Genomic DNA, 23395 nt, shown 5'->3' with positions numbered 1-23395 from the left:
AGATTAAGTTAACCTGGGGAGGTATAAATGGACTTCGGAAGCTTAATCTCTGCGTTTACACCAATGAACTTAATGTTGGCAATTTTGGGTGTTGTTGCAGGGACAGTTATTGGATCAATTCCCGGGTTAACAGCAACAATGGCTGTGGCGGTGCTTGTACCTATTACATTCACTATGGAGCCTGCCACAGCGCTCATTCTTTTGGGTGCCATATATACTGGCGCCATATATGGTGGCGCATACGCTGCAATTTTACTTAATACGCCGGGGACACCTTCGGCAATTGCCACAACATTTGATGGTTACCCGATGGCCAAGAAGGGCAAAGGTGATCTTGCTGTTGCAATCGCTTGTTTTGCGTCGGTATGTGGTGGTTTAGTGGGCGCACTGGCATTGCTGTTCATTGCACCACCCTTATCAGATGTTGCATTGGCATTTGGGCCAACCGAATATTTCTGGTTATCCATATTTGGTTTGTCTCTGATTGCATCACTATCGACTGGTAATCTTATCAAGGGACTGGTCGGAGGTGCATTTGGTATGATTTTATCAACCGTTGGTGTTGCGGAAATCTCAGCTGATATTCGCCTGACTTTCGGTAGCCAAACATTGATTGCGGGATTTGGTGTCGTTGGGGCACTTATTGGCCTTTATTGTATACCAGTCCTTATTGACTTAGTCGCCGTTCCTGATCGACATTTGGAACTCAAGGAAGAAGTCAGATCAGTTAAAATTGTAGAAGCCGCCCGAGTAGCCTGGAGATCAAAGTGGAATTTGATCCGATCATCTGTCATTGGGACTTTGGTTGGTATCTTACCAGGAGCCGGCGGTTCCGTTGCCGGACTGGTTGCTTATTCTGAAGCAAAGCGTAATGCGAGACCTGACCAAAAATTTGGTGAGGGTGAGCCTGATGGTATCATGGCCACGGAAGCTGCAAATAATGCGACAGTAGGTGGTGGTTTTATCCCGACACTTGTTCTCGGTATTCCTGGTACGCCTCCGGACGCCGTGATCTTAGGTGCGCTGTTGGTTCAAGGCGTACGTACTGGTCCTGCGTTGTTTCAATCAGATGGTGGTTCGATCGTTTACACATTTATTTACGGCCTGTTGATCGCGACAATTATTATGCTGCCAATTGGTTTACTCATTGGCAGGTATGCATACAAAACGATCGTAACAATTCCAAAAGCTGTTCTCGTTCCCACCGTTGGATTTATGACGATCATTGGAACATTTGCGATACGCAATAGCATCTCAGATGTAGTCTTAATGATCGGACTTGGCATCTTTGGTTGGTTGGTCGGCCGTTTTGGCTTTGCTGCATCTCCAATTGTTCTTGGGCTTATACTAGGGCCAATAGCAGAACAAGGGTTTGTGCAAAGTTGGATAATAGGTGCTGCAACGGAGAATTTATTTGGAATGTTCTTTGGACAACCAATCTCTCAAGCGATCATAGCGTTCACCATTTTGTCGCTAAGCTACCCGATCTACATACAATGGCGCGAACGTCGCGCAAGTCGTCACTCGGAGGAAAAGGTATGAGTACTCGTAATACAACAACACCTTCCAACTTTGGTACGCTTATAATCTCAGCATTTTTCATTCTAGCTGGAGCCGTTACTTTATATGACACAACTGGCTATTCAGATATTGATTCCCAAGTGTTTCCTCGCGCAGTGGCAACCGTTCTCGTAATATGCGCTACAATTTCGTTTATAACTTGTTTTCTAAAACCATCGGCTGATGATGGCTTTGGTAATGGCTCATGGGGGCGTCGCCTCCTTTTGGTTGGAACCATGTTGTTGGCCTGCTTTGCTATGCCGTTTATAGGTTTTCTTCTGGCCGGCGCTATCGGCTTTGCAGGCGGGCTAATTGCTGCGATGCATGATAGATGGTCACCAAAGACAATATTTGTATATTGGTTGTCGGGAGCTGTGATTATGACGGCCTTTTATGTGCTCTTTCGTTATGCACTTTTGGTACCCTTGCCATGAGTAGCGATATCACAAGTGAGCACTTGAATGCGTTAAAAAATATGGTTGATAAAAATGGCTGGGATCATGCGGATAATGGTGCTCAGTATTTTGATGATCCAAGAGGGCGTTTTCATGGAAATGGCCAGATAATTTTACGCCCAGTTTCAACAAAAGAAGTCTCTCAAATAGTTGGATATTGCAATGATCAAAGACTAGCAATTATACCTTATGGGGGAGGTACCGGCGTTGTAGCTGGGCAGCTATCAATTGATGATAAAAATGTGATTATTCTCTCTCTCGAACGCATGAATAAAGTGCGAGAATTGTCTATTGATGATGAGACAATAACCGTGGACGCTGGCTGTATTTTGGAGAATATTCACACGGCTGCAGAAGACAAGAGTTTTATATTTCCGCTTTCGATGGCATCAAAAGGTAGTTGCCAAATTGGTGGTAACTTGGCAACAAATGCTGGTGGGTTGCAGGTTTTAAGATATGGTAATGCGCGGGACTTGTGTTTAGGAATTGAAGCCGTCTTGCCCGATGGCTCAATCTATAGTGATTTAAACCCTTTGCGCAAAAATAACACAGGTTATGATCTGCGAAATTTACTTATAGGCAGTGAAGGAACACTGGGGATTATTACGGCTGCAACGCTCACGTTAAAGCCGCAACCTACAGAGGTTCTAACAAGTTTTTGCGCGGTTCCAAATGTGAAAGCTGCTTTAGTAGTATTAAAACGACTTTGTGCCAAACTTGGAGATACTGTTTCAGCGATTGAGTTGTTGTCTAATATTGGTTTGAAGATTGTTTCACAACATTTTGACCAATGTAAATCTCCTCTCAACACTCATTCGGATTGGTATCTTTTAATAGAGGTCGCAGGATCAAGAGCATTACAGCCTGATTTAGAGACCGTGCTTGCGGGCCTGTTTGAAGAAGATTATCTGAAGGATGTCGTGATAGCTACGTCGGGTGCGCAGCGTGAAAAAATATGGCAACTTCGCGAACTAATGGCAGAGGCAAATAAAGCCGAAGGCGCCATATGCAGTAGCGATACAGCGGTGCCGCTTTCAAAGATTTCAGATTTTATAGATGATACAGTTAGTGAAGTATCTAAAGTTCATTCAGAGTTGCGGATTAACAGTTATGGTCACATCGGAGATGGTAACATACATCATAACGTATTTCCGCCACTCGGCGAAAGCAAAGTCGATTTCATAAAAAAAAATTCGGATGTTGTTGTCGATTTACGTATGGCAATCAACGAAGCAACAGCGAGCAATACAGGATCCATTAGTGCTGAACATGGAGTTGGCCGACTTAAGGTCGACGATCTGGAGCGATATGCTGATCCAGTGAAGGTTAGAATTATGCGTCAGATAAAGGATGCATTAGATCCGCATAACATCCTGAATCCAGGTGTTTTATTAAAATAATTTCTATTTACCTTACTCGTTAAGGTTAAAATAACTATAAATCCACGCTGCTTATTTTTTGAGATATCTATTGAAAAAATCTTAGCAGGCGGATTAATGAAATGGCAGATTCTCAGCAAAACAATTCGAATAACAGCAACACGAATGAAGATAGAAATCGTACCTATTTAGACGAACAGACTCCCAGTTTAGACCCAATCAATATTGGCGACGAAAGTGTTGATGAGATCCAGCAATTTTTGGATTCGGGTGATCAGCGTACGTTGGATGGATATGGAAATAATGCAAATAATCCATATTTTAGTAATACAGACCAACCGCTCATTCGGCTTACTGATGCAGAATATGGTGAAAATGGGTCTGCGCGTGGGGTCGTTGATGGTCAACAAACATTAGCCAACGAGCGCGTGATATCAAACACAATTGCTGATCAGGATGATGATGGGGACGGGCAGGAGGATGCAACCGTCAGTCTTCACGGTACAAACCAGTTGCTGACTTCGTTCGGTCAATATTTTGACCATGGTCTCGACTTTTTACAACGTTCTAGCGATCCAAATGAAAAATATTACATTCCTTTGGATGAGAGCGATCCGTTGTATAAGTTTAGTGATGATGGCAATCCTTTTAATGATGTCACTTCAATCGCTATTAAGCGAGGTGAGGGCGCGATCAATCCTGAGACTGGTGAAGTCTATACACCACGCGCTCATATCAACAAAACGTCACCTTTTATTGATCAAAGTCAGGTCTATGGCTCAGACGATGCGATTGGCTACTATCTTCGTCAGAGCGCTACGGATGAAAATGGTAATGTCCTGTATGATGATGATGGTTTGATCATTAAGCATGCGCGTCTCAAAACTGGTGATAAAGATGTCAGTGGGTACGATGATCTGCCCACATATCGCGATATTTTAATAAACAATGGCATGTTGGAAACTGTAATCGATGCGGCAATAGCTGCAAATGACTTTGATATGTTACGGGCTGGCGAGCATTTCGTAGATTTCCGAAATGTTATCGATCCGGAGACTGGAAAACCAAGCGGGCATCCTTTGCTTGCTGATGTTGCTCACGATGCAAATCCTGCCGGTCATGGATCCTTCAATTTGGAGAAATTGCTTGATCACCACGTCGCTGGTGACGGCAGATTGAACGAGAATGTTGCCTTGACATCGCTCCATACGGTTTTTTTCAGGGACCATAATTTCTGGATTGAAACATTGCAGGAAAAGGCACCCCATCTCTCACAAGAGGAGCTTTATCAGTCGGCTAAATTAATTGTCGGTGCTGAGTATCAGCGCATTGTTTATGAAGAATTCATTCCAGCGCTAGCTGGATCGATACCAGGGCAGGGCCCCAACGGATTTAACGGCTATCAATCACGGGTTGACGGTCAAATCTCGGAAGAGTTTGCCCATGCCGTTTATCGTGTAGGGCATTCCATGGTAACGGAAAAAATTCCTTATACCACTGAGGATGGTACGATTAAGGAAATATCTTTGGTTGAGGCATTTCTTAGCCCCGCGAAGTATGAGGAACTGGGTGTAGATTCAATCATCGGCGGGTCGACCAAGTTCTCCCATGAACGAATAGATGAAAATATAGTCAATGCCATACGCAATCAATTGCTTGGTAGACCTTCCGATTTGGCGGCCATTAATATTGCACGCGGTCGTGAGGTGGGTATCCAAACACTCAATGATGTGAGAAGGGCACTCTACGATGAAGGTTCAAATGCAGAAGTAAACGGATCTGATGTAACGCGTGCACTAAAGGGTAATGAAGAACTAAAACCATATGAAAATTGGGAGGAATTTGCTGATAATTTGCGTGACCCAAGTTTAGTTGAGGTTTTCAAGGAAGTTTACGATACAGTTGACGATGTTGACTTGTGGATTGGTGGCCTTGCTGAAAAACCACGTAGCGCTACTGAAGGCCAGATGGGCACCACGTTTACATGGATTTTCTGGGAACAAATGGATCGCCTGCAAGATGGTGATAAATTCTACTACAATGAATATTTTAAAGATACTGAGATTTTAGCTATTCTGGAGCACCAGAATTTTTCAGATATCCTCATGCGAAACACTGGACAAGAGTTCCTTGCTGACGAAGTTTTTGCTCTTTCAAAGCAAGTCAAAATGGGCGCAACAGAAAAGACCGCAAATTTTGACGACATTTCAGAAACCATTGTTGCAAATGATCTAGATAATGTCATTCGAGCTGGTGGTGGTAATGATACCGTCTATGGACAAGATGGAAATGATATCATCTATGGCGAAGTTGGTAATGATGGCCTAAGAGGCGAGGACGGCAATGATTATCTTCTTGGTGGAGAGGGTGATGACCGGCTTGTAGGCGGTAACGGCAATGATTATCTCGACGGTGGTAAAGATAATGATTCATTGCATGGTAATGATGGTAACGACCGTTTGTTTGGTCGTGCTGGTGATGATGTTCTAAACGGTGATGCTGGTAATGACCGCATATATGGTGGTGCCGGAAATGATGAACTTAAGGGCGGCCTTGGTGATGATTTACTAGTTGGTGGCAAGGGTGATGATTTCATCCAAACCAATGGTGGAGATGACAAAGTTTACACCGGTACCGGCAAAGATATTGTTCTAATGTCTGAAAATGAAGGTCAGGTCACGATCAAGGACTTTAATATTAATAAAGATAGAGTTGATCTAACGCTTTTTGATGTGCGTAATATCGATGACTTGTTAGCTACTGTCAGTATCTCATCAGATGGTGGGAGCACGATTTTGGAAGTTGGAGACTCAAAAATCACGCTTAAAAGTGTGAGAATTGAGGACCTGTCTCATGGCAACTTTAAATTTGATCATGATGATCGAAATGTATTGTTGAACGGACGAATGGACGAACAACAAATTGTCGTTGTGGATGGTGAGATAAGCCTACGTGAGTTTGATGAAGACGGGAATGAAAATGAACATTCTGTGGGTTGGCGCAATGAAGCTGGTGATCGCGTTCATTATGGTCTTGATCAGGCAAACCAAGTCCTAATTATTGAAAAAACAGATTCCCAGAATGAAATATATCAGGATGTGCCAACAAGGTCTGGAGAAACCTATCATTTAACGTTTGACGCTGCCAAAGCTACACTAGATGTTGACGGTGCTGTGGAAGTTCTATGGAATGGAGAACTGGTTGGCACAATCGATCCAATTGATATTTGGAAAACATTTGAGATGGAGGTCGTTGGAACTGGTGGTAATGACCGTTTAACTTTCAGGTCAGATAGTTCCGTTTCTAATGACCAAAAAACAAAAATCGATAATGTCGTGTTGGCACCGAATTACACTGATGGAAACAACAACGGTGACGTGAACATCATCGACGGGACAGAATACAGCGACTACTTATCTGGAACCGATGAGAATGATCTTATCAATCTCAAAGGCGGTGTTGATGTTGTAAACGGGTCTGCAGGTGATGACATTATCAACGGTGGAGATCTAGGTTACAATCAGGTTGACTACGATGGATCTTCCTCCGACTACACTTTTGTACGCAATCAGGATCAGACAATTACGGTCACAAAGCCAACTGGAACAGATATATTGACCGATATTCGTGGCATATGGTTCAAAGGTGAAGCCGTATGGAAGCCGATTGAGGAACTTGTTACATCAGGCGGAGACATTATCGGAACTGACGGCGATGATTACATTATTGGAACTTCGGGAGACGACAACATTGATGGCGGTCTTGGAAGAGATACAATTCGTGGCTCTGATGGGAATGATATCATCAATGGTGGTGGATCAGAGTATAACCAAGTAGATTATGCTGGCAGTTCAAGTGATTATGTATTCGTCAAAAATGACGATGGTTCTTATAGCGTGACCAGCGACAACGGCTATGTTGATGTGCTAACAAATATAGACGGCATTTGGTTTGAGGGTGAAGCCGTATGGAAGCCCATTGATGAGCTTGTAACCACTGGTGGAGACATTATCGGAACTGATGGCAATGATTATATTGTGGGCACTTCCGGTGATGATAATATTGATGGTGGATTGGGAAATGATACTATTCGAGGCTCTAGCGGGAACGACATCATCAATGGCGGAGGACCAGAATATAACCAAGTAGATTATGCTGGTAGTTCAGATGATTATACCTTCACCAAAAGTGAGAATGGTTCTTACCAAGTAACCGATGATGAGGGTTATGTTGATGTGTTGACCGACATCGAAGGCATCTGGTTTGAAGAAGAAGAGCAGTGGTATCAGATCGATAGTTTAGTTTAAGATGAAAATCAGAATCTAAATTTTTACATCTAAGTAAGGTTGAGGACCCTCAACAGAATGAAGTAACATGGCTCGGCGCGCAAACCGTTGGGCCATGCTTTTAAGTTTGGTGATTATCGATTAACTCGTTAGGTTTTGCCAATGTCTCAAGGGCTGACAAATCATTGAGGTGAATTTTTGAGCCATCTACCTGCACTCCATAAGGTTTAAGCGTATTAAATGCTCTTGAGAGGTTTTCAGGCGTCATGCCAAGAAGTGATGCTAATTTACGTTTATCATGGTGGAGTTCTATGGAGCCATTAGCACCCTGATTTTTATGGTATCTAAGAAGACGGTTTGCTAACCTTTCGACGGCGGTTCGCAATTTTAGATCTTTGTATTCTTTTACCACACCTCGATAACAGTTCGCTAACTGAACAACGATTGAGCGTGTAAATGCATCGTCGGTTTCAAATGCTTCTCTTACATTTTGGGACGGTATCATCAGGACTCGGGACTTCTCAGAGGTCCTTGCTGACATCAGGTATACTGCGTCTTTTAAAACGGCAGCTAAGATGAATGCTCCGACGGGCCGTACATTGCCCATGGTTGCTTCGCGGCCATTGGATTTGGCAAACAGTTCTACGCTTCCTTCAACAACGATGTAAAGAAAATCAGCCGGATCGCCTTCGCGAATTAATTCCACATGTGCAGGGAAAGTCTGCAAATAAGACGCTTCCATCATAGACTGAAAATTGACCTCTGCCATTTCGGAAAACAGATTTAACTCTCTTACAATCGGCAAATCAGTAGGGCGCATGTGAACTCTGCTTGATATTTATCAATGAATGAATTGATATTTTTACCATGCAATGATGCATACTGCAACTGACTAAATTGACATGCACTTCTCAGGTTCTTGCAATAGTGTGCCACCTCTCTTGTTTCAAGCTCAATCGGTCATTGAGTTGATCTGGATCAAACCGGTGTTTTAATTTCAAGACAATTGTCCCCGCAAACGACCTCAACTGAGAGACCGCAAACTTGAATATCGGGACCTTGTTGATGGTTGGTCAATGTTGTTGCGCAAAGGGGATACTGATGGAACTACAAAACAAAGCAACAAGTCTGTGGGGAAATTTTTTCAAAATTTCCATGGTGCAAATAAGAACATTCCACATGACGTGGTTTGCATTTTTTCTTTGCTTTTTTGCCTGGTTTGGCATCGCGCCATTGATGAAAGTCGTACGTGATGAATTATCTCTTACCAAGGATCAAATTGGTTGGATCATTATTGCGTCTGTTTCTGTTACGATTTTTGCACGACTACTTATCGGGTGGCTGTGTGATAGGATTGGCCCAAGGCTTACATATACAGGTCTGTTGACGCTTGGAGCGTTTCCAGTGATGGGGATTGGCCTTGCGCAAGATTTTGAAACATTTTTGATATTCCGTCTTATGATCGGTGCAATTGGTGCATCTTTTGTTATTACCCAATATCACACATCAGTCATGTTTGCTCCCAATGTTGTAGGTCAAGCAAATGCAACATCTGCGGGGTGGGGTAATCTTGGCGGTGGCGTTACACAGCTTGCTATGCCGATGATCTTCTCCGTCTTTGTGATTGGATTTGGTTTCAGCGAAGCGCTCGGCTGGCGTTTATCAATGGTTGTTGTCGGGGCCGCAATATTTGTCACAGGTATTGCTTATTATTTCCTGACCCAAGATGCGCCGGACGGAAACTTTAAGGAACTTCGTGCAAAAGGCATGATGCCTGAGAAGAAGAAAGTTACCGGCGACTATTTTGAGGCTCTTAAAGATAGTCGCGTTTGGGTACTCTTCCTGATCTATGGCGCATGCTTTGGTATTGAGTTGACCGTTAACAACGTTGCTGCACTCTATTTTGCCGATTACTTTGACCTTGGATTGATTACAGCAGGTCTTGTTGCTGCATCATTCGGTTTGATGAACATTTTTGCTCGTACACTTGGTGGAATCTTCGGTGATAATTATGGTGCGATTTGGGGCTTGAAAGGGCGAGCATTCTGGTTGTTCATTTGCTTGTTCTGCGAAGGGTTGGCTTTGATGCTCTTCTCTCAGATGCAGGTTTTATTCCTCGCAATTCCTGCGCTGATTTTGTTCTCATTGTTTACGCAGATGGCTGAAGGTGCCACCTATTCAGTGGTTCCTTTCATTAACAAGAAAGCGCTTGGCGCGGTCGCCGGCGTGGTTGGCGCAGGTGGTAATGCTGGCGCGGTTGCAGCAGGCTTTTTGTTCAAAGGAACATTGAACTGGTCAGAAGCGTTTTTCATTATTGGCGTGGTCGTGACCATTGCATCCTTCTTAGCCTTCTTCGTGCGCTTTAGCACCAAGCAGGAGGATGAAGAGCGGGCAAACTTTGCAGCTGCCAATATTGATGTGATCAGGGCTAAGGCCGCAAAAGCAAATGCTGATCTTGAATTAGCGATGCAAAGTATCGCGAAGAAAACAACTTAAACTTAATGCAAAATCGGGCGGTCAAATCCGTGGCAGCCTGATTATGGTCCAACTTAAAACATGAATTGGAGAAAAGAGTGGGACAGGATCTTAGAAATTGGAACCCAGAAGACGAAAAATTCTGGAAAGCTGAAGGAAAGGCGATTGCAAATCGTAACCTTTGGATATCCATTCCGAGCCTCTTATGCGGATTTGCCGTATGGTTATATTGGGGCATCATAACGGTTCAGATGTTAAATCTGGGTTTCCCGTTTGAAAAATCGCAACTGTTTACACTTGCTGCTATTGCGGGCCTGACAGGTGCTACGCTTCGCATTCCGAGTACGTTTTTCATTCGCATCGCAGGTGGTCGTTATACGATCTTCTTCACAACTGCTTTACTGATGATACCAGCAGCAGGGGCGGGTTTTGCGCTACAAGATCCAAATACACCTTTATGGCAATTTCAAATTCTGGCTTTTTTATCAGGTATTGGCGGAGGTAACTTTGCTTCTTCCATGTCTAATATCAGCTTTTTCTTTCCGAAGAAGATGCAAGGCTATTCATTGGGTATGAATGCGGGTCTGGGTAATTTTGGTGTGACAACCATGCAGATCCTTATTCCTCTTGCCATGACAATGGGCATTTTCGGTGGTGAGTCTCTTACGCTTCAAAACGCAAGTGGTACACTTATCGGCAAAATTCCAGCTGGTGCTGAAACTTACATCCATAATGCGGGTTGGATCTGGCTTGTGTTTCTAATCCCGCTTGCTTTTGCAGGCTGGTTTGGAATGAACAATATTCGCGATGAGCATGTTTCTCCTGATGCAAATAGTCCAATAAGCGCATTTGCTATCATCACTTTCATGTTGATCATCGGCTTCTTCACAGCTGCGTGCGGGCTATGGCTTATGTTGCCAGCAGGTGTTGGCGGATCTGGCTTCATGATCAGTAAATGGATCGTACTTCCGCTTGTTATTGCGCTGACGGTATTGCTGCTAAAGATCATACCTGGTGCAGTTGGGCAGAACCTTAATCGTCAATATAAAATTTTTGGCAACAAACACACATGGGCGATGACCATCATTTACACAATGACCTTTGGTTCATTCATCGGTTTCTCTGCCGCATTTGCACTGGCGATTAAAGTTATCTTTGGTTTTCAGCACATCATGGTCGATGGAGTTTTGACCCATGACACGGTTAATCTTGCTGGCCCAAGCGCTCTTACCTATGCATGGATGGGACCATTCATCGGCGCGCTCATTCGCCCTCTAGGCGGTATGATTTCGGATAAGATGGGTGGCGCAAAGGTTACGCAAATTATTTCAGTTATCATGGTCGCAAGTGCACTAGGTGTTGCCTATTACATGCAGCAGGCTTACGCATCAGCTACACCGGAACAATACTTCGTTCCGTTCTTGTTGTTGTTCCTTGTGTTGTTTGCTGCAACTGGTATCGGAAATGGTTCAACATTCCGTACGATTGCCGTGGTGTTTAATAGAGAACAAGCTGGGCCTGTTCTTGGCTGGACATCAGCGGTAGCGGCCTATGGCGCCTTCATTATCCCCCAAGTGTTGGGTGAGCAGATCAAGGCAGCCACACCTGAGATAGCCCTCTATGGCTTTGCGATCTTCTACACCATCTGCATCGTGATTAACTGGTGGTTCTATCTTCGCAAGAACGCCTACGTTCAAAATCCATAAGAATAATAAAGATCCACTGGCGGGTTTTAGGACCCGCCGGATGGAGTGATCTTCAACAAGGAAATTACCATGAGCCTTTTATTAGATAGATTGAATTTTCTGAAAGCCAAGAATACTGGCACTTTTTCAGATGGTCACGGTGTGACAACAAACGAGAACCGCGATTGGGAGGAAGCCTATCGAAAACGCTGGCAACACGACAAGATTGTAAGATCAACACATGGTGTGAACTGCACGGGTTCTTGCTCTTGGAAGATCTATGTAAAAGGTGGCATTGTGACCTGGGAAACCCAGCAAACAGATTACCCTCGTACACGGCCGGATTTGCCAAATCACGAGCCGCGCGGGTGCGCCCGGGGTGCAAGTTATTCATGGTACATGTACTCAGCCAATAGGGTGAAATATCCTCTCATTCGTTCGCGCTTGATTAAACAATGGCGCAATGAGCGGGTGTTAAAAACGCCTGTCGCGGCATGGGAGGCTATTCAAAGCAATCCTGAAAAGCGGCAAGACTATATTCAAGTTCGCGGCCACGGTGGTTTTGTGCGCGCGACGTGGGACGAAGTCAATGAAATTATTGCAGCAGCGAACGCGTACACTGCAAAGAAATATGGCCCCGACCGGGTGATTGGTTTCTCACCAATTCCTGCCATGTCGATGGTTTCTTATGCGGCTGGTTCAAGATATCTGTCACTTCTTGGTGGCGTATGCATGTCCTTTTATGATTGGTATTGTGATCTGCCGCCATCATCGCCCATGACATGGGGTGAACAAACTGACGTTCCGGAATCTGCTGATTGGTATAATGCAGGTTACTTGATGCTTTGGGGATCCAATGTTCCCCAAACACGAACACCGGATGCGCATTTTTACACCGAGGTTCGGTATAAAGGCACAAAATCTGTTGTTGTGTCACCGGATTATTCTGAGGCTGCTAAATTCTCTGATATGTGGCTTCATCCTAAACAGGGCACGGATGCAGCGCTTGCTATGGCTATTGGTCATGTCATTTTGCGTGAATATCATTTGGACCGACAGGCAGAATATTTTGAAGATTATTGCCGTCGTTATACCGATATGCCGATGCTTGTTCGTTTGGAAGAAAAAGACGGTCAGTTTATTCCTGGTAATCAAATCCGTGCGTCTGACATTAAAGGCAAGCTAGGTGAGAAAAATAATCCTGAATGGAAAACTGTTGGTATTGATTCCAAAACTGGCAAGCTAGTGGCGCCTTTAGGTTCCATAGGCTACCGTTGGGGTGAGGAAGGCAAATGGAACCTTCAACAAAAGGATGGCAAAGGCAAAGATGTAGAGCTGGAAATGAGTCTCATTTTAGATGAGAACCATGATGCGATTACACCTGTTGCATTCCCCTATTTTGGTAATCGCGAACATGACCATTTTGAAGGTACTGATCATGAAAGTGTATTGGTAAGAAGTGTTCCAACCAAAAAAGTTCAACTCGCTGATGGTGAAGCGCTTGTTGCAACGGTCTTTGATTTGTTCATCGCAAACTATGGTCTCGACCGTGGCTTGAATGATGCAAATTCCGCAAAATCTTACGACGAAGATTTGCCATACACACCAGCATGGGCTGAAAAAGTTACAGGTGTTCCGCGTGAGAATATTATTACTGTCGCTCGTGAATTTGCCACCAATGCAGAGAAAACAAATGGCCGTTCAATGGTCATTTTGGGCGCAGGTCTAAACCATTGGTACCACATGGATATGAACTATCGCGGTATCATGAATATGTTGATCATGTGCGGCTGTATTGGTCAATCCGGCGGTGGCTGGAGCCACTATGTTGGTCAGGAGAAGCTCCGCCCGCAAACGGGCTGGTTGCCGCTCGCCTTTGGTCTGGATTGGAACCGCCCACCGCGCCATATGAACTCAACTTCATTCTTCTATGCGCACACAGATCAGTGGCGATATGAAACGTTGAAAGTCAATGAGATTATGTCGCCAACTGCACCTGACGGGGATTGGGGTGGAACGCTGATTGACTACAATATTCGTGCTGAACGAATGGGGTGGCTACCATCAGCACCACAGTTGAAAACAAACCCTCTGGATGTCGCAGCTGCTGCCGCGAAGTCGAAGAAGGAACCAAAGGATTATATTGTTGATCAGCTAAAAGCAGGCAAGCTGGAAATGTCCTGCGAAGACCCTGATGATGAAGCTAACTGGCCACGAAACTTGTTCGTGTGGCGTTCTAACCTTCTTGGTTCTTCTGGTAAGGGGCATGAATATTTCCTCAAACATCTGCTAGGAACATCTCATGGTGTGCTGGGTAAAGATTTGGGCGAAGAAGGTCGTGAACGAGCTCAAGAGGCCAAATGGCATGATGAGGCGCCAGAAGGTAAACTTGACCTTCTTGTGACGCTTGATTTTAGAATGTCAACGACCTGCGTTTACTCAGATATCGTTTTACCAACCGCAACCTGGTACGAGAAAAATGATCTGAATACATCGGATATGCATCCGTTCATCCACCCGCTAACAAGTGCTGCGGACCCTGCATGGGAGTCTCGGACGGACTGGGATATCTTTAAAGGCATTGCAGAGAAATTCTCTGAAGTTGCACCGGAGGTTTTGGGTGTCGAGAAAGATGTTGTACTTGTTCCAACACTCCACGATACACCGGGTGAACTTGCTCAGCCACTTGACGTAAAAGACTGGAAGAAGGGAGAAACTGAGGCTGTTCCTGGTTTGACGATGCCGAATTTCGTGGTTGTTGAACGGGATTATCCTAACCTTTACAAGCGATTTACGGCTCTTGGTCCTTTAATGGATAAGCTCGGAAATGGTGGTAAAGGCATCGCGTGGAATACAGAACATGAGGTTGAGCTACTTGGAAACTTGAATGGCGTTGTAACCGAAGAAGGCGTGACAAAGGGCATGCCCAAGATCGAAACGGACATCGAAGCTACTGAGGTAGTTTTATCTCTTGCACCTGAAACCAATGGTGAAGTTGCCGTTAAGGCGTGGGAAGCACTATCGAAGAAAACAGGGCTTGATCATACGCATCTGGCGCTGCCTAAAGAAGATGAAAAAATCCGCTTTAGAGATATCGTCGCCCAGCCGCGCAAGATTATTTCTTCACCAACCTGGTCAGGTCTTGAATCTGAAAAAGTTTGTTACAATGCCTGCTACACCAATGTGCACGAGCTGATACCGTGGCGAACTGTGTCAGGACGTCAGCAACTTTACCAAGATCATTTATGGATGCGGGCATTTGGCGAAGGCTTCTGTGTGTATCGTCCGCCAATTGATACTAAAACCATCAATCCGGTGATTGAGGCAAAATCTAATGGTGCGCCGCAGATTGTGCTCAACTTTATCACGCCACACCAGAAGTGGGGCATCCATTCAACCTATTCAGATAACTTGATGATGCTCACCCTAAACCGCGGTGGACCTGTTGTTTGGTTGTCTGAGGTGGATGCTGCCAAAGCTGATCTCGTCGATAATGACTGGGTCGAGGTGTTCAACTCAAATGGTGCAATTGTTGCAAGAGCGGTTGTGTCTCAACGAATGAAGGAGGGTACGATTTTCATGTATCACGCACAGGAGAAGATCGTGAACACCCCCGGGTCTCAAGTCACGGGTAATCGCGGCGGGATTCACAATTCGGTAACGCGTGCCATCACCAAACCAACACACATGATTGGTGGCTATGCTCAACTCTCATATGGTTTCAACTACTACGGCACCGTGGGCTCTAACAGAGATGAGTTTGTCGTCGTTCATAAAATGGAGAAGGTGGATTGGATGGAAGGCCCATACAAAGGCAAGCAGGAGGCAAAAGTATGAAAATTCGTGCGCAAATAGGTATGGTGCTGAACTTAGACAAATGTATCGGATGTCATACATGTTCTGTTACCTGTAAAAACGTTTGGACCAATCGCGAAGGCGTTGAATATGCCTGGTTCAACAATGTTGAAACTAAACCTGGTGTTGGTTTTCCAAAAGATTGGGAAAATCAAAAGAAATGGAATGGCGGTTGGACACGCAATAAAAACGGTAAAATCCAACCGAAAATGGGAGCAAAATGGCGCATCTTGTCAAAGATTTTTGCCAATCCGGATTTGCCGGAAATTGACGATTATTATGAGCCGTTTGATTTTGACTATGGTCATTTGCAAACTGCAAAGGAAGTAGAAGCCACACCAACTGCACGTCCACGTTCGCTCATCAGTGGTGAGCGTATGGAGAAAATAGAATGGGGTCCGAACTGGGAAGAAATTCTCGGTGGGGAATTTTCAAAACGGTCAGTTGATTACAATTTTGAAGGTGTTCAAAAAGAAATTTACGGTGAGTTTGAAAATACATTTATGATGTATTTGCCGCGTCTTTGTGAGCATTGTCTTAATCCAACCTGCGTGGCGGCTTGTCCATCAGGTGCTATCTATAAACGTGATGATGATGGCATTGTTCTTATCGATCAGGAAAAATGTCGTGGTTGGCGCATGTGCGTTTCTGGATGTCCATACAAAAAAATCTACTATAACTGGTCATCTGGTAAATCTGAGAAATGTACATTCTGTTATCCGCGCATTGAATCAGGTCAACCGACTGTTTGCTCTGAAACATGTGTAGGTCGAATCCGATATCTTGGTGTTATTTTATATGATGCAGATCGCATTGAAGAAATGGCTTCGACGGCAAATGAGCAGGATCTATATGAAAAACAACTGGAGATATTCCTAGATCCGAATGATCCGAAAGTCATCGAGCAGGCCCGTAAAGACGGTATCCCTGATGCGTGGCTTGAGGCTGCTAAAAAATCACCAGTTTATAAGATGGCAATTGATTGGAAGGTGGCATTCCCACTTCACCCGGAATATCGCACATTGCCGATGGTTTGGTATGTGCCGCCATTGTCTCCGGTTCAAAATGCTGCGGAGGCAGGTAAGATTGGAACAGAGGGTGGAATGCCAGATGTGCGTTCTCTTCGCATCCCGGTTAAATATCTGGCGAATTTACTGACTGCGGGTAAAGAAGAGCCTGTGATCAACGCTCTTGAGCGGATGATGGCAATGCGGTCTTACATGCGTGCAAAAACCGTTGATGGTGTTATCGATGAACAGATTGCCAAGAGAGTTGGTCTTGATTCCAAATTGATCGAAGACATGTATCAAATCATGGCGATTGCAAATTATGAAGATCGTTTTGTAGTGCCAACCAGCCATCGTGAAATTAGTGAGGATGCTTACGACGTACGCGGTTCTTGTGGTTTCTCCTTCGGCAATGGCTGTTCTGGTGGGTCATCGGATGCCGACTTGTTTGGTTCGAACCGCCCTAAAACGGTTCATACACCTAATGATTTATTCAAGGAGAAAGTGTAATGAATACGACACTTAAAATTATCTCATTACTGCTCACATATCCTAGTCGCGATATACAAAAAGAGGCCGGTGAACTTGCTTCTGCTGTACGAGATGATCAGGGTTTAAAGCCAGAACAAAAAAAATATCTCGTTGAACTTATCGAAGATATTGCTGGCCTTGATCTCTATGAAGCCCAAGAGCGTTACGTTCATTTATTTGATCGTACAAGAACCGTATCTCTTCACTTGTTTGAACATGTTCACGGTGAGAGCCGCGATCGGGGTCAAGCCATGGTTGACCTTATGACAATGTATGAAGACAACGGGTTTGAAATCGACACCAAGGAGTTGCCGGATTACCTACCGCTTTTCCTTGAATTTGTATCCACGCGATCCGATGTCGAGATTGAAGATTTGTTAGGGCAAACTTCTCATATCTATGCAGTTCTGAGTGAGCGATTAAAAAAACGCAAATCGATTTATGCAGGAATTTTCGACATTTTGCAGGATGTATCCGAGCAAAAACCGGATGAAAAGCTGGTTGCAGAAATCTTGAGTAATCCAGAAGACGATCCGGATGATTTAGAAGCTATGGACCAGATTTGGGAAGAGGAAGCCGTCACGTTCGGTGGCAATGCGGGTGAAGAGGCCTGTGGGCCTGATCGTATGCGTACGCAAATGCGTGCGTCTAAGCGCAAGCCAGTTGATCCACAATCTGCTCGCTCTCACCCCATGCAGGAGGTGTAATTATGTCTGAATATCTCAACACACTACTTTTTGGAATTTATCCTTATATCGCACTCGTTGTGCTCATTCTGGGTAGCATAATGCGTTATGATCATGAGCCGTATTCGTGGCGAGCCGGATCTTCACAATTGCTACGGCGTAAACAGCTGGTTTGGGGATCGGTATTATTTCACGTTGGCGTGATCGTAATCTTTTTTGGTCATTTGGTTGGTCTGCTGACACCAATACAGATATTTGATGCTCTCGGTATTAGTCATGGTGCAAAACAGCTCCTCGCTATTATCGCCGGAGGTATAGCCGGTGTTATGGCTATCATTGGTGCAACCATGCTGGTGCACCGCAGATTATTTGATGCAAGGGTGCGCGCTAACTCAAGCACGTCAGATACCTTAATCATTATCTTGCTTTGGCTGCAGTTATTGTTGGGATTGGCCACAATTCCTATTTCGATGCAGCATCTTGATGGACATGAGATGGTGAAATTTATGTCATGGGCGCAAGGTATATTCACGTTTGATTTTTCAGCATCCAACTATGTGATTGATGCATCGATCTTCTTCAAATTGCATTTGGTTTTAGGACTAACGATTTTGTTGATTTTCCCATTTACTCGGCTTGTTCACATGCTCTCAGTTCCAGTTCGATATTTTTGGAGACCAGGCTATCAGGTGGTTCGTGAGCGGAACTCTCGTAATTCGTCTGCAAAATCTAAAATGGAGGCGAATTAAATGGCAACCGTTATCAATACAAAGACTGACGGTTCGGCTGTAGGGTTAGTCGGTGACGGTTATTCCACATATAAAGAACCAGACACCAAAATCCCTCCAAAAGCCAAGCCCGTTCTAAATGAAGTAACTGTCAATGGTGTCGAAATCAAAGAGGCTGACATACTAGCAGAAGCACAAAATCACTCGGCCACAAACCCGGGTGAGGCGCTGCTGGAAGCCGCACGCGCTTTGGTTATTCGAGAGTTGTTGTGGCAGGAAGCCAAAACTCAAAACCTTGATTTCAAGCCTATTCTTGATGAGAATAATCGCATGGAAACTGAGCAGGATGCAGCGATCCGAGTGCTAATTGAAGCTGAGGTCGATGTTCCTTACGCAAGCGAAGACGAATGTCGGCGGTATTATGAACAAAACCCGCAGCGTTGCATGTCGGAAACAATTTCCGAGGCACGTCACATCCTAATTCCGGCGGCTCCAGATGATAAGGGCGTGCGGGAAACAGCGCGGGCTAAAGCAGATGAACTGATTTCCATTTTAGAAGATAAACCCGAAAATTTTGGCGACTTAGCTAAAGAGTTTTCTGCCTGTCCATCATCAAAGCAGGGTGGAAATTTGGGTCAGCTAACGAAAGGGTCAACTGTATCAGAATTTGAGAAAGCGATTGATATTATGGATGTCGGTTCGATATCAAAATCACCCATTGAGAGCCGTTTTGGATTCCACATCGTCGCACTTGATCGAAAAACACCAGGTGAGGTTTTACCATTTGAAGCAATGCAGGTGCGTTTGAAAGCATGGCTGGAAGCCGCGAGTTGGTCGAAGGCTGTTGCGCAATATATTGCAATTCTTGCAGGAAAATCCAAAGTGACCGGAGTTTCCCTTTCTAGTGCGGATAGTCCGTTGGTTCAATAGGAGTAGAAGGACATGAAAAAGCAGGATGAAGCGAGGCAAATGGCATTGGAGGCGCTTAATGATGCTCCGCCAACTCATTTGCTTCGCCATCCACTGGATTATGTTTTTGCCGATCATTTTCGGCAGCGTGTTTTATGTAGTGTGCTTGATCAAATTTTTGATGCGGACATACTGGATCCGGAACTTACACATGCGGTCTATCGGTTCCTCAAGGATGATTTGAAATATCATATAGCGGATGAGGAAGAAAATCTGTTCCCTATTTTACGCAAGCGAGCGGAGCCTGATGATCAGATTGATGAAATATTGGATCAGCTCAGTGAAGAGCATAAGTCTGATCATATCGACGCAAAACAGATACTTCGTGAGCTTGAGTATCTGCTTGATGGCACGAGCAGTTATCCGATTTCCTTTGAGGTGAACGAGATGGCCCATCGATTTACATCTAATGAACGGCACCACCTCATTTTGGAGAACGCGATTGTAATGCCTTTGGCGAAAGTTAGGTTTACATCCGATGATTTAAGCCAAATGGGTCAAGAAATGGCAACGCGCCGAGGCTTAGATTATCCGGAGGCAAGTGATGTTAACTGACCTACTTGAAACAAACGTAAAATGGGCAAGTGGTAAGCGTGAGCAAGACCCTGAATATTTCAAACGATTGTCCGCACTGCAACACCCGGAATATTTATGGATAGGATGCTCAGATAGCCGCGTGCCAGCCAATGTGATAACCGGTTTAGAGCCCGGTGAGGTGTTTGTTCATCGCAATGTCGCCAACTTGGTGCATCGAGGTGACCTTAATCTTCTGTCCGTGCTGGAATTCGCGGTGGAAGCGCTTGATATCAAACACATCATTGTTTGTGGTCATTACGGATGTGGCGGTGTTAAGGCTGCCATGGATGGTGTTCAGCATGGTGTTGTCGATCACTGGATTCAACCGGTTCGCGATGTGGCTGATCAATATCATCAAGAGTTAGAGGCCATTGAAGAAACTGAGTCTCGTCTGGATCGGTTGTGTGAATTATCTATTGAGGCACAGGTTAAAAGTCTTTCTCGAACGCCGATTATCCAGTCTGCATGGCAACGGGGCAAAAAAATTGAAATTCATGGTTGGGTTTACGGTCTCAGCAATGGCCTCATCCATGATCTGAATTGTGGTTGCAGTGGGCAAACATGTGAAATTCCTAACAACAAAACGTTATATTGAAAGAAGTAGTATGACACAGCGGTCAGATAAAATTTTTGCGGCTATACGTCTAAATGGTGGCGTAGATATCAATATTTTGTTGCAGTGCGTGGTTGATCGTTTGCAGTCAAATAAGCTTAGTGTGCAAGGTCATTTGCAGAAGGAAATTATGCTTCCCGACAGGTGTAAATGCGATACTTATCTTGAGAATTTGATGAACGGTGATCAGATAAAAATCTCACAGGATTTAGGCAATGGAGCAAGGGGATGTAAGCTTGATAATTCAATGCTGTTAAAACTCAGTGATATTGCAATGCGAGACTTAGACCTTATTCCGGACCTTCTGATTGTCAACAGATTTGGTCGGAGCGAAGCAGAAGGCGGTGGTTTCCGTGATGTGATAGGTAAGGCTATTTCAATGGGGATCCCAGTTTTAACTGCGGTAAAAGAAGAGCATTATCCCGACTGGAAATTATTCAGTGATGAGCTTGGCTGTGAGTTGCCATCCGATTGCGATAATGTATTGGACTGGTACGGTGGTATTCTACGAACAACGATTGCTGAGGCTAATAAGCATGTTTCAACTGCGCGCTAGTTCAATTTTTATCATCTGATTTCAGTTAATCTGACAATGCCGATCCACCCATGTTGAGCGGTAGATAACCAATAAATCCTGTGATCTTCCAGATGCTGTCCTCTTTGCGACAAAAATAGAGTGTTTGCCAATGCAAGATATCTGTACCGCCATCAGTGCGCTGTATCGAGCCGTCAAATTTTTTGTGCGCGACAGCAGAATTTCCATTAATATCAATTTGCTCTAAAGTTGTGGCACGAAAAATACCGTCTGTCCGGTCTTCTGTATATTCGGTCTTAGCACTTTCAGCAGCTTGTCGGAGCCATTCGTCTCGATAGATCGCAAGAGTGGCAAAATTGATTGCCCAATTATCAGGATTGTTTGAGCCTTTCGCATCAATGCCCAGAAAACCTTCCTGTATAAAGTCACAAGCGACCATGTTCCAGTCTTGGGTGACGAACGCCACTATGTCACGCTTAACAAGCATATTCCATATTTGGCTTTTCTCTGCGTTGTTATGAAATGGGTTTACTTGGCTCGACAATTGTAGCTCCTGAGTTTGTTTTTGAAAGAACTCAATATTGAAAACCCTTGATCGCGGTCGAATGTTTAGATCTTGGGTTTTCATAATTGTGTCATCTGTTTGTCATCTTTTGTGAATTGGCAGAGAACAAATCACCGAAACGCATGAAAATACCAATTGTGAAAATCATAATGTAATTTGAAGCTGTACTTAACTTATTCTGGTGTTGACATCATTGCTATGTCAAGCGTAACATTGAAAGTAAGTTACATTAATTCAGTTATTTTGTATGTATATTGAAATTAACTTACATAATTTATTGAATTTAGTTACATATTGAGACTAATAGTCAATTGCTTGTGGAGGAGCTCGTGAAGATTGGTGTTGTGGGGCTTGGGTACAGAATTGGATATTTGTCTCACATATTTTCGGTAGCTAAACCCGATTTATCCTTTGTCGCTTATGTTGATCCTCATCCTGCAGGCTTGCCCTATGCGCAAGAGCATGGGGTTTGTATGGGCACTCAATATACAACGCTTGAGCAGATGCTTGATAGTGAAGAAATCGACCTGTTGATGGTTGGTTCGCCAAACCATATGCATTTAGAACATATTCGTATTGGTCTTGAGCGCGGTAAAAAAATATTTACTGAAAAACCTGTCGTGATCTCTGTTGAAGAAACAATGGAGGTTGCCAAACTGGTTGCGCAATACGGATCTGACAATCTTATGGTCGGTCTGGTTTTGCGTTATGCGCCCCTTTATATTGATTTCTTACAAGCTCAAGCTGATGGTTCAATTGGAGATGTGACATCCATTGAAGCATCAGAGCATATCCCACCGTATCATGGTGCATTTTTTATACGTGATTGGCGTCGTTATGAGCGCTATTCTGGCAGCTTTATGTTGGAAAAATGTTGCCACGATCTGGATCTTTATAACGGTGTGATGGGGTGTCGTCCGCGTTATGTGTCAAGCTTCGGAGGACGTCGCACTTTTGTCCCGAAAAATGCGCCCGCTGTTGATGGTGCGAATGATATGGAAGTCTACCATCGTAAGCCAAGCGGCTGGATGGGAAGCGACAAGGTGTTTGATAGCGATGGTGATATTATCGACTTTCAAACTGCCATGGTTCAGTACGAAAACGGTGCGGCACTTAGTTTTCATACCAATCTGAACGTGCCGGATGATTTTCGTCGATTTGCCGTTATGGGCGCCAAGGGAATGGCGGAAGGCGATTTCATTCGTAATTTTCTGCGTATTACAGATTCTCGTACCTCAGATAGACTGGTGGATAAATCCTATGATGTATCTGGTTTATCGCAACATTATGGCGCTGACGAGCAGATGGCAGAAGATATATTAAATCATATGAATGACGGGCAACCGCTTCCAGTTTCCGTAACTGATGCTCTGGAGGCGGGTCTTTTGGCCTTGACAATGGATGAGGCTCGCCGAACAAATAGTGTTATAGATATGAGCCCGATATGGCAGCAATTTGATGCTGCTCTTGGCAAGGCAAGCTGAGGAGAA

17 protein-coding genes are annotated in these 23395 nt (G+C 44.4%); 15 read left to right on the top strand and 2 right to left on the bottom strand.

The features are described from left to right. Window positions 1-27 precede the first annotated feature (27 nt). The 4 genes from G3W54_RS09695 to G3W54_RS09680 all read left to right on the top strand — a co-directional run bounded on the left by G3W54_RS09695 (window position 28) and on the right by G3W54_RS09680 (window position 7701). Complete coding sequence (locus G3W54_RS09695) at window positions 28-1542, top strand: tripartite tricarboxylate transporter permease (protein WP_162652861.1); 1515 nt, start codon at window positions 28-30, stop codon at window positions 1540-1542. Beyond that, window positions 1539-1994 (top strand): tripartite tricarboxylate transporter TctB family protein, encoded by a 456-nt coding sequence (locus tag G3W54_RS09690; RefSeq protein WP_162652860.1) that lies wholly within the window; start codon window positions 1539-1541, stop codon window positions 1992-1994. Before G3W54_RS09695 ends, G3W54_RS09690 begins: the two co-directional genes overlap by 4 nt. After that, the gene (locus G3W54_RS09685) at window positions 1991-3415 is read left to right on the top strand and encodes an FAD-binding oxidoreductase (protein ID WP_162652859.1); all 1425 of its coding nucleotides are present in this window, start codon (window positions 1991-1993) and stop codon (window positions 3413-3415) included. The genes G3W54_RS09690 and G3W54_RS09685 overlap by 4 nt, the downstream gene beginning before the upstream one ends. A gap of 101 nt (window positions 3416-3516) precedes the next feature. Next, window positions 3517-7701, top strand: coding sequence for a peroxidase family protein (locus tag G3W54_RS09680; RefSeq protein ID WP_162652858.1), 4185 nt, complete (start codon window positions 3517-3519; stop codon window positions 7699-7701). A gap of 100 nt (window positions 7702-7801) precedes the next feature. On the opposite strand, the gene G3W54_RS09675 is transcribed toward G3W54_RS09680, so the two are convergent. After that, window positions 7802-8500, bottom strand: a complete 699-nt coding sequence (locus tag G3W54_RS09675) for a cyclic nucleotide-binding domain-containing protein (RefSeq protein ID WP_162652857.1) — start codon at window positions 8498-8500, stop codon at window positions 7802-7804. 281 nt (window positions 8501-8781) lie between these two features. Here G3W54_RS09675 and G3W54_RS09670 point away from each other — a divergent pair, with 281 nt between their 5' ends. The 10 genes from G3W54_RS09670 (at window position 8782) to G3W54_RS09625 (ending at window position 21361) form a co-directional block, all read left to right on the top strand. Further along, window positions 8782-10176, top strand: a complete 1395-nt coding sequence (locus G3W54_RS09670; RefSeq protein WP_162652856.1) for an MFS transporter — start codon at window positions 8782-8784, stop codon at window positions 10174-10176. Between the two features lie 77 nt (window positions 10177-10253). After that, window positions 10254-11861 (top strand): antiporter, encoded by a 1608-nt coding sequence (locus G3W54_RS09665; RefSeq protein ID WP_162652855.1) that lies wholly within the window; start codon window positions 10254-10256, stop codon window positions 11859-11861. A gap of 69 nt (window positions 11862-11930) precedes the next feature. Beyond that, window positions 11931-15677, top strand: coding sequence for a nitrate reductase subunit alpha (locus G3W54_RS09660; RefSeq protein ID WP_162652854.1), 3747 nt, complete (start codon window positions 11931-11933; stop codon window positions 15675-15677). After that, entirely contained in the window at window positions 15674-17212 is a 1539-nt protein-coding gene (gene narH, locus G3W54_RS09655; RefSeq protein WP_162652853.1) for a nitrate reductase subunit beta, read from the top strand. Before G3W54_RS09660 ends, narH begins: the two co-directional genes overlap by 4 nt. Beyond that, a complete protein-coding gene (gene narJ, locus G3W54_RS09650) occupies window positions 17212-17940 on the top strand; it encodes a nitrate reductase molybdenum cofactor assembly chaperone (protein ID WP_162652852.1) in 729 nt (242 codons plus the stop codon). The genes narH and narJ overlap by 1 nt, the downstream gene beginning before the upstream one ends. A gap of 2 nt (window positions 17941-17942) precedes the next feature. Further along, complete coding sequence (gene narI / locus G3W54_RS09645; protein WP_162652851.1) at window positions 17943-18668, top strand: respiratory nitrate reductase subunit gamma; 726 nt, start codon at window positions 17943-17945, stop codon at window positions 18666-18668. Next, on the top strand, window positions 18669-19577 hold the full coding sequence (locus G3W54_RS09640; protein ID WP_162652850.1) for a peptidylprolyl isomerase: 909 nt from the start codon (window positions 18669-18671) through the stop codon (window positions 19575-19577). A gap of 12 nt (window positions 19578-19589) precedes the next feature. After that, window positions 19590-20171 (top strand): hemerythrin domain-containing protein, encoded by a 582-nt coding sequence (locus tag G3W54_RS09635; protein ID WP_162652849.1) that lies wholly within the window; start codon window positions 19590-19592, stop codon window positions 20169-20171. Next, window positions 20161-20787 (top strand): carbonic anhydrase, encoded by a 627-nt coding sequence (locus G3W54_RS09630; RefSeq protein ID WP_162652848.1) that lies wholly within the window; start codon window positions 20161-20163, stop codon window positions 20785-20787. The genes G3W54_RS09635 and G3W54_RS09630 overlap by 11 nt, the downstream gene beginning before the upstream one ends. A gap of 10 nt (window positions 20788-20797) precedes the next feature. Further along, on the top strand, window positions 20798-21361 hold the full coding sequence (locus G3W54_RS09625; protein ID WP_162652847.1) for a DUF2478 domain-containing protein: 564 nt from the start codon (window positions 20798-20800) through the stop codon (window positions 21359-21361). Between the two features lie 25 nt (window positions 21362-21386). Here the strand turns inward: G3W54_RS09625 and G3W54_RS09620 are convergent, their stop codons facing one another. Beyond that, on the bottom strand, window positions 21387-21884 hold the full coding sequence (locus G3W54_RS09620; RefSeq protein ID WP_162652846.1) for a hypothetical protein: 498 nt from the start codon (window positions 21882-21884) through the stop codon (window positions 21387-21389). A gap of 350 nt (window positions 21885-22234) precedes the next feature. Between G3W54_RS09620 and G3W54_RS09615 the strand changes: the two genes are divergently transcribed. Further along, window positions 22235-23389: a Gfo/Idh/MocA family oxidoreductase gene (locus G3W54_RS09615; RefSeq protein ID WP_162652845.1), complete on the top strand. Its 1155-nt coding sequence runs from the start codon at window positions 22235-22237 to the stop codon at window positions 23387-23389. Window positions 23390-23395: the final 6 nt, after the last annotated feature.

It is taken from the genome of Lentilitoribacter sp. Alg239-R112 (genome assembly GCF_900537175.1).
Lineage (GTDB): Bacteria > Pseudomonadota > Alphaproteobacteria > Rhizobiales > Rhizobiaceae > Lentilitoribacter.
The sequence above is the reverse complement of the archived record's forward strand: the minus strand, read 5'-3'. Positions and strand labels throughout refer to the sequence as shown.

What these genes read in the sequence shown, in the direction of transcription:
- G3W54_RS09695 (WP_162652861.1), top strand. Translation starts at nt 28, where the DNA reads ATGGACTTCGGAAGCTTAATCTCTGCGTTTACACCAATGAACTTAATG.
- G3W54_RS09690 (WP_162652860.1), top strand. Translation starts at nt 1,539, where the DNA reads ATGAGTACTCGTAATACAACAACACCTTCCAACTTTGGTACGCTTATA.
- G3W54_RS09685 (WP_162652859.1), top strand. Translation starts at nt 1,991, where the DNA reads ATGAGTAGCGATATCACAAGTGAGCACTTGAATGCGTTAAAAAATATG.
- G3W54_RS09680 (WP_162652858.1), top strand. Translation starts at nt 3,517, where the DNA reads ATGGCAGATTCTCAGCAAAACAATTCGAATAACAGCAACACGAATGAA.
- G3W54_RS09675 (WP_162652857.1), bottom strand. Translation starts at nt 8,500, where the DNA reads ATGCGCCCTACTGATTTGCCGATTGTAAGAGAGTTAAATCTGTTTTCC.
- G3W54_RS09670 (WP_162652856.1), top strand. Translation starts at nt 8,782, where the DNA reads ATGGAACTACAAAACAAAGCAACAAGTCTGTGGGGAAATTTTTTCAAA.
- G3W54_RS09660 (WP_162652854.1), top strand. Translation starts at nt 11,931, where the DNA reads ATGAGCCTTTTATTAGATAGATTGAATTTTCTGAAAGCCAAGAATACT.
- narH (WP_162652853.1), top strand. Translation starts at nt 15,674, where the DNA reads ATGAAAATTCGTGCGCAAATAGGTATGGTGCTGAACTTAGACAAATGT.
- narJ (WP_162652852.1), top strand. Translation starts at nt 17,212, where the DNA reads ATGAATACGACACTTAAAATTATCTCATTACTGCTCACATATCCTAGT.
- narI (WP_162652851.1), top strand. Translation starts at nt 17,943, where the DNA reads ATGTCTGAATATCTCAACACACTACTTTTTGGAATTTATCCTTATATC.
- G3W54_RS09640 (WP_162652850.1), top strand. Translation starts at nt 18,669, where the DNA reads ATGGCAACCGTTATCAATACAAAGACTGACGGTTCGGCTGTAGGGTTA.
- G3W54_RS09635 (WP_162652849.1), top strand. Translation starts at nt 19,590, where the DNA reads ATGAAAAAGCAGGATGAAGCGAGGCAAATGGCATTGGAGGCGCTTAAT.
- G3W54_RS09630 (WP_162652848.1), top strand. Translation starts at nt 20,161, where the DNA reads ATGTTAACTGACCTACTTGAAACAAACGTAAAATGGGCAAGTGGTAAG.
- G3W54_RS09625 (WP_162652847.1), top strand. Translation starts at nt 20,798, where the DNA reads ATGACACAGCGGTCAGATAAAATTTTTGCGGCTATACGTCTAAATGGT.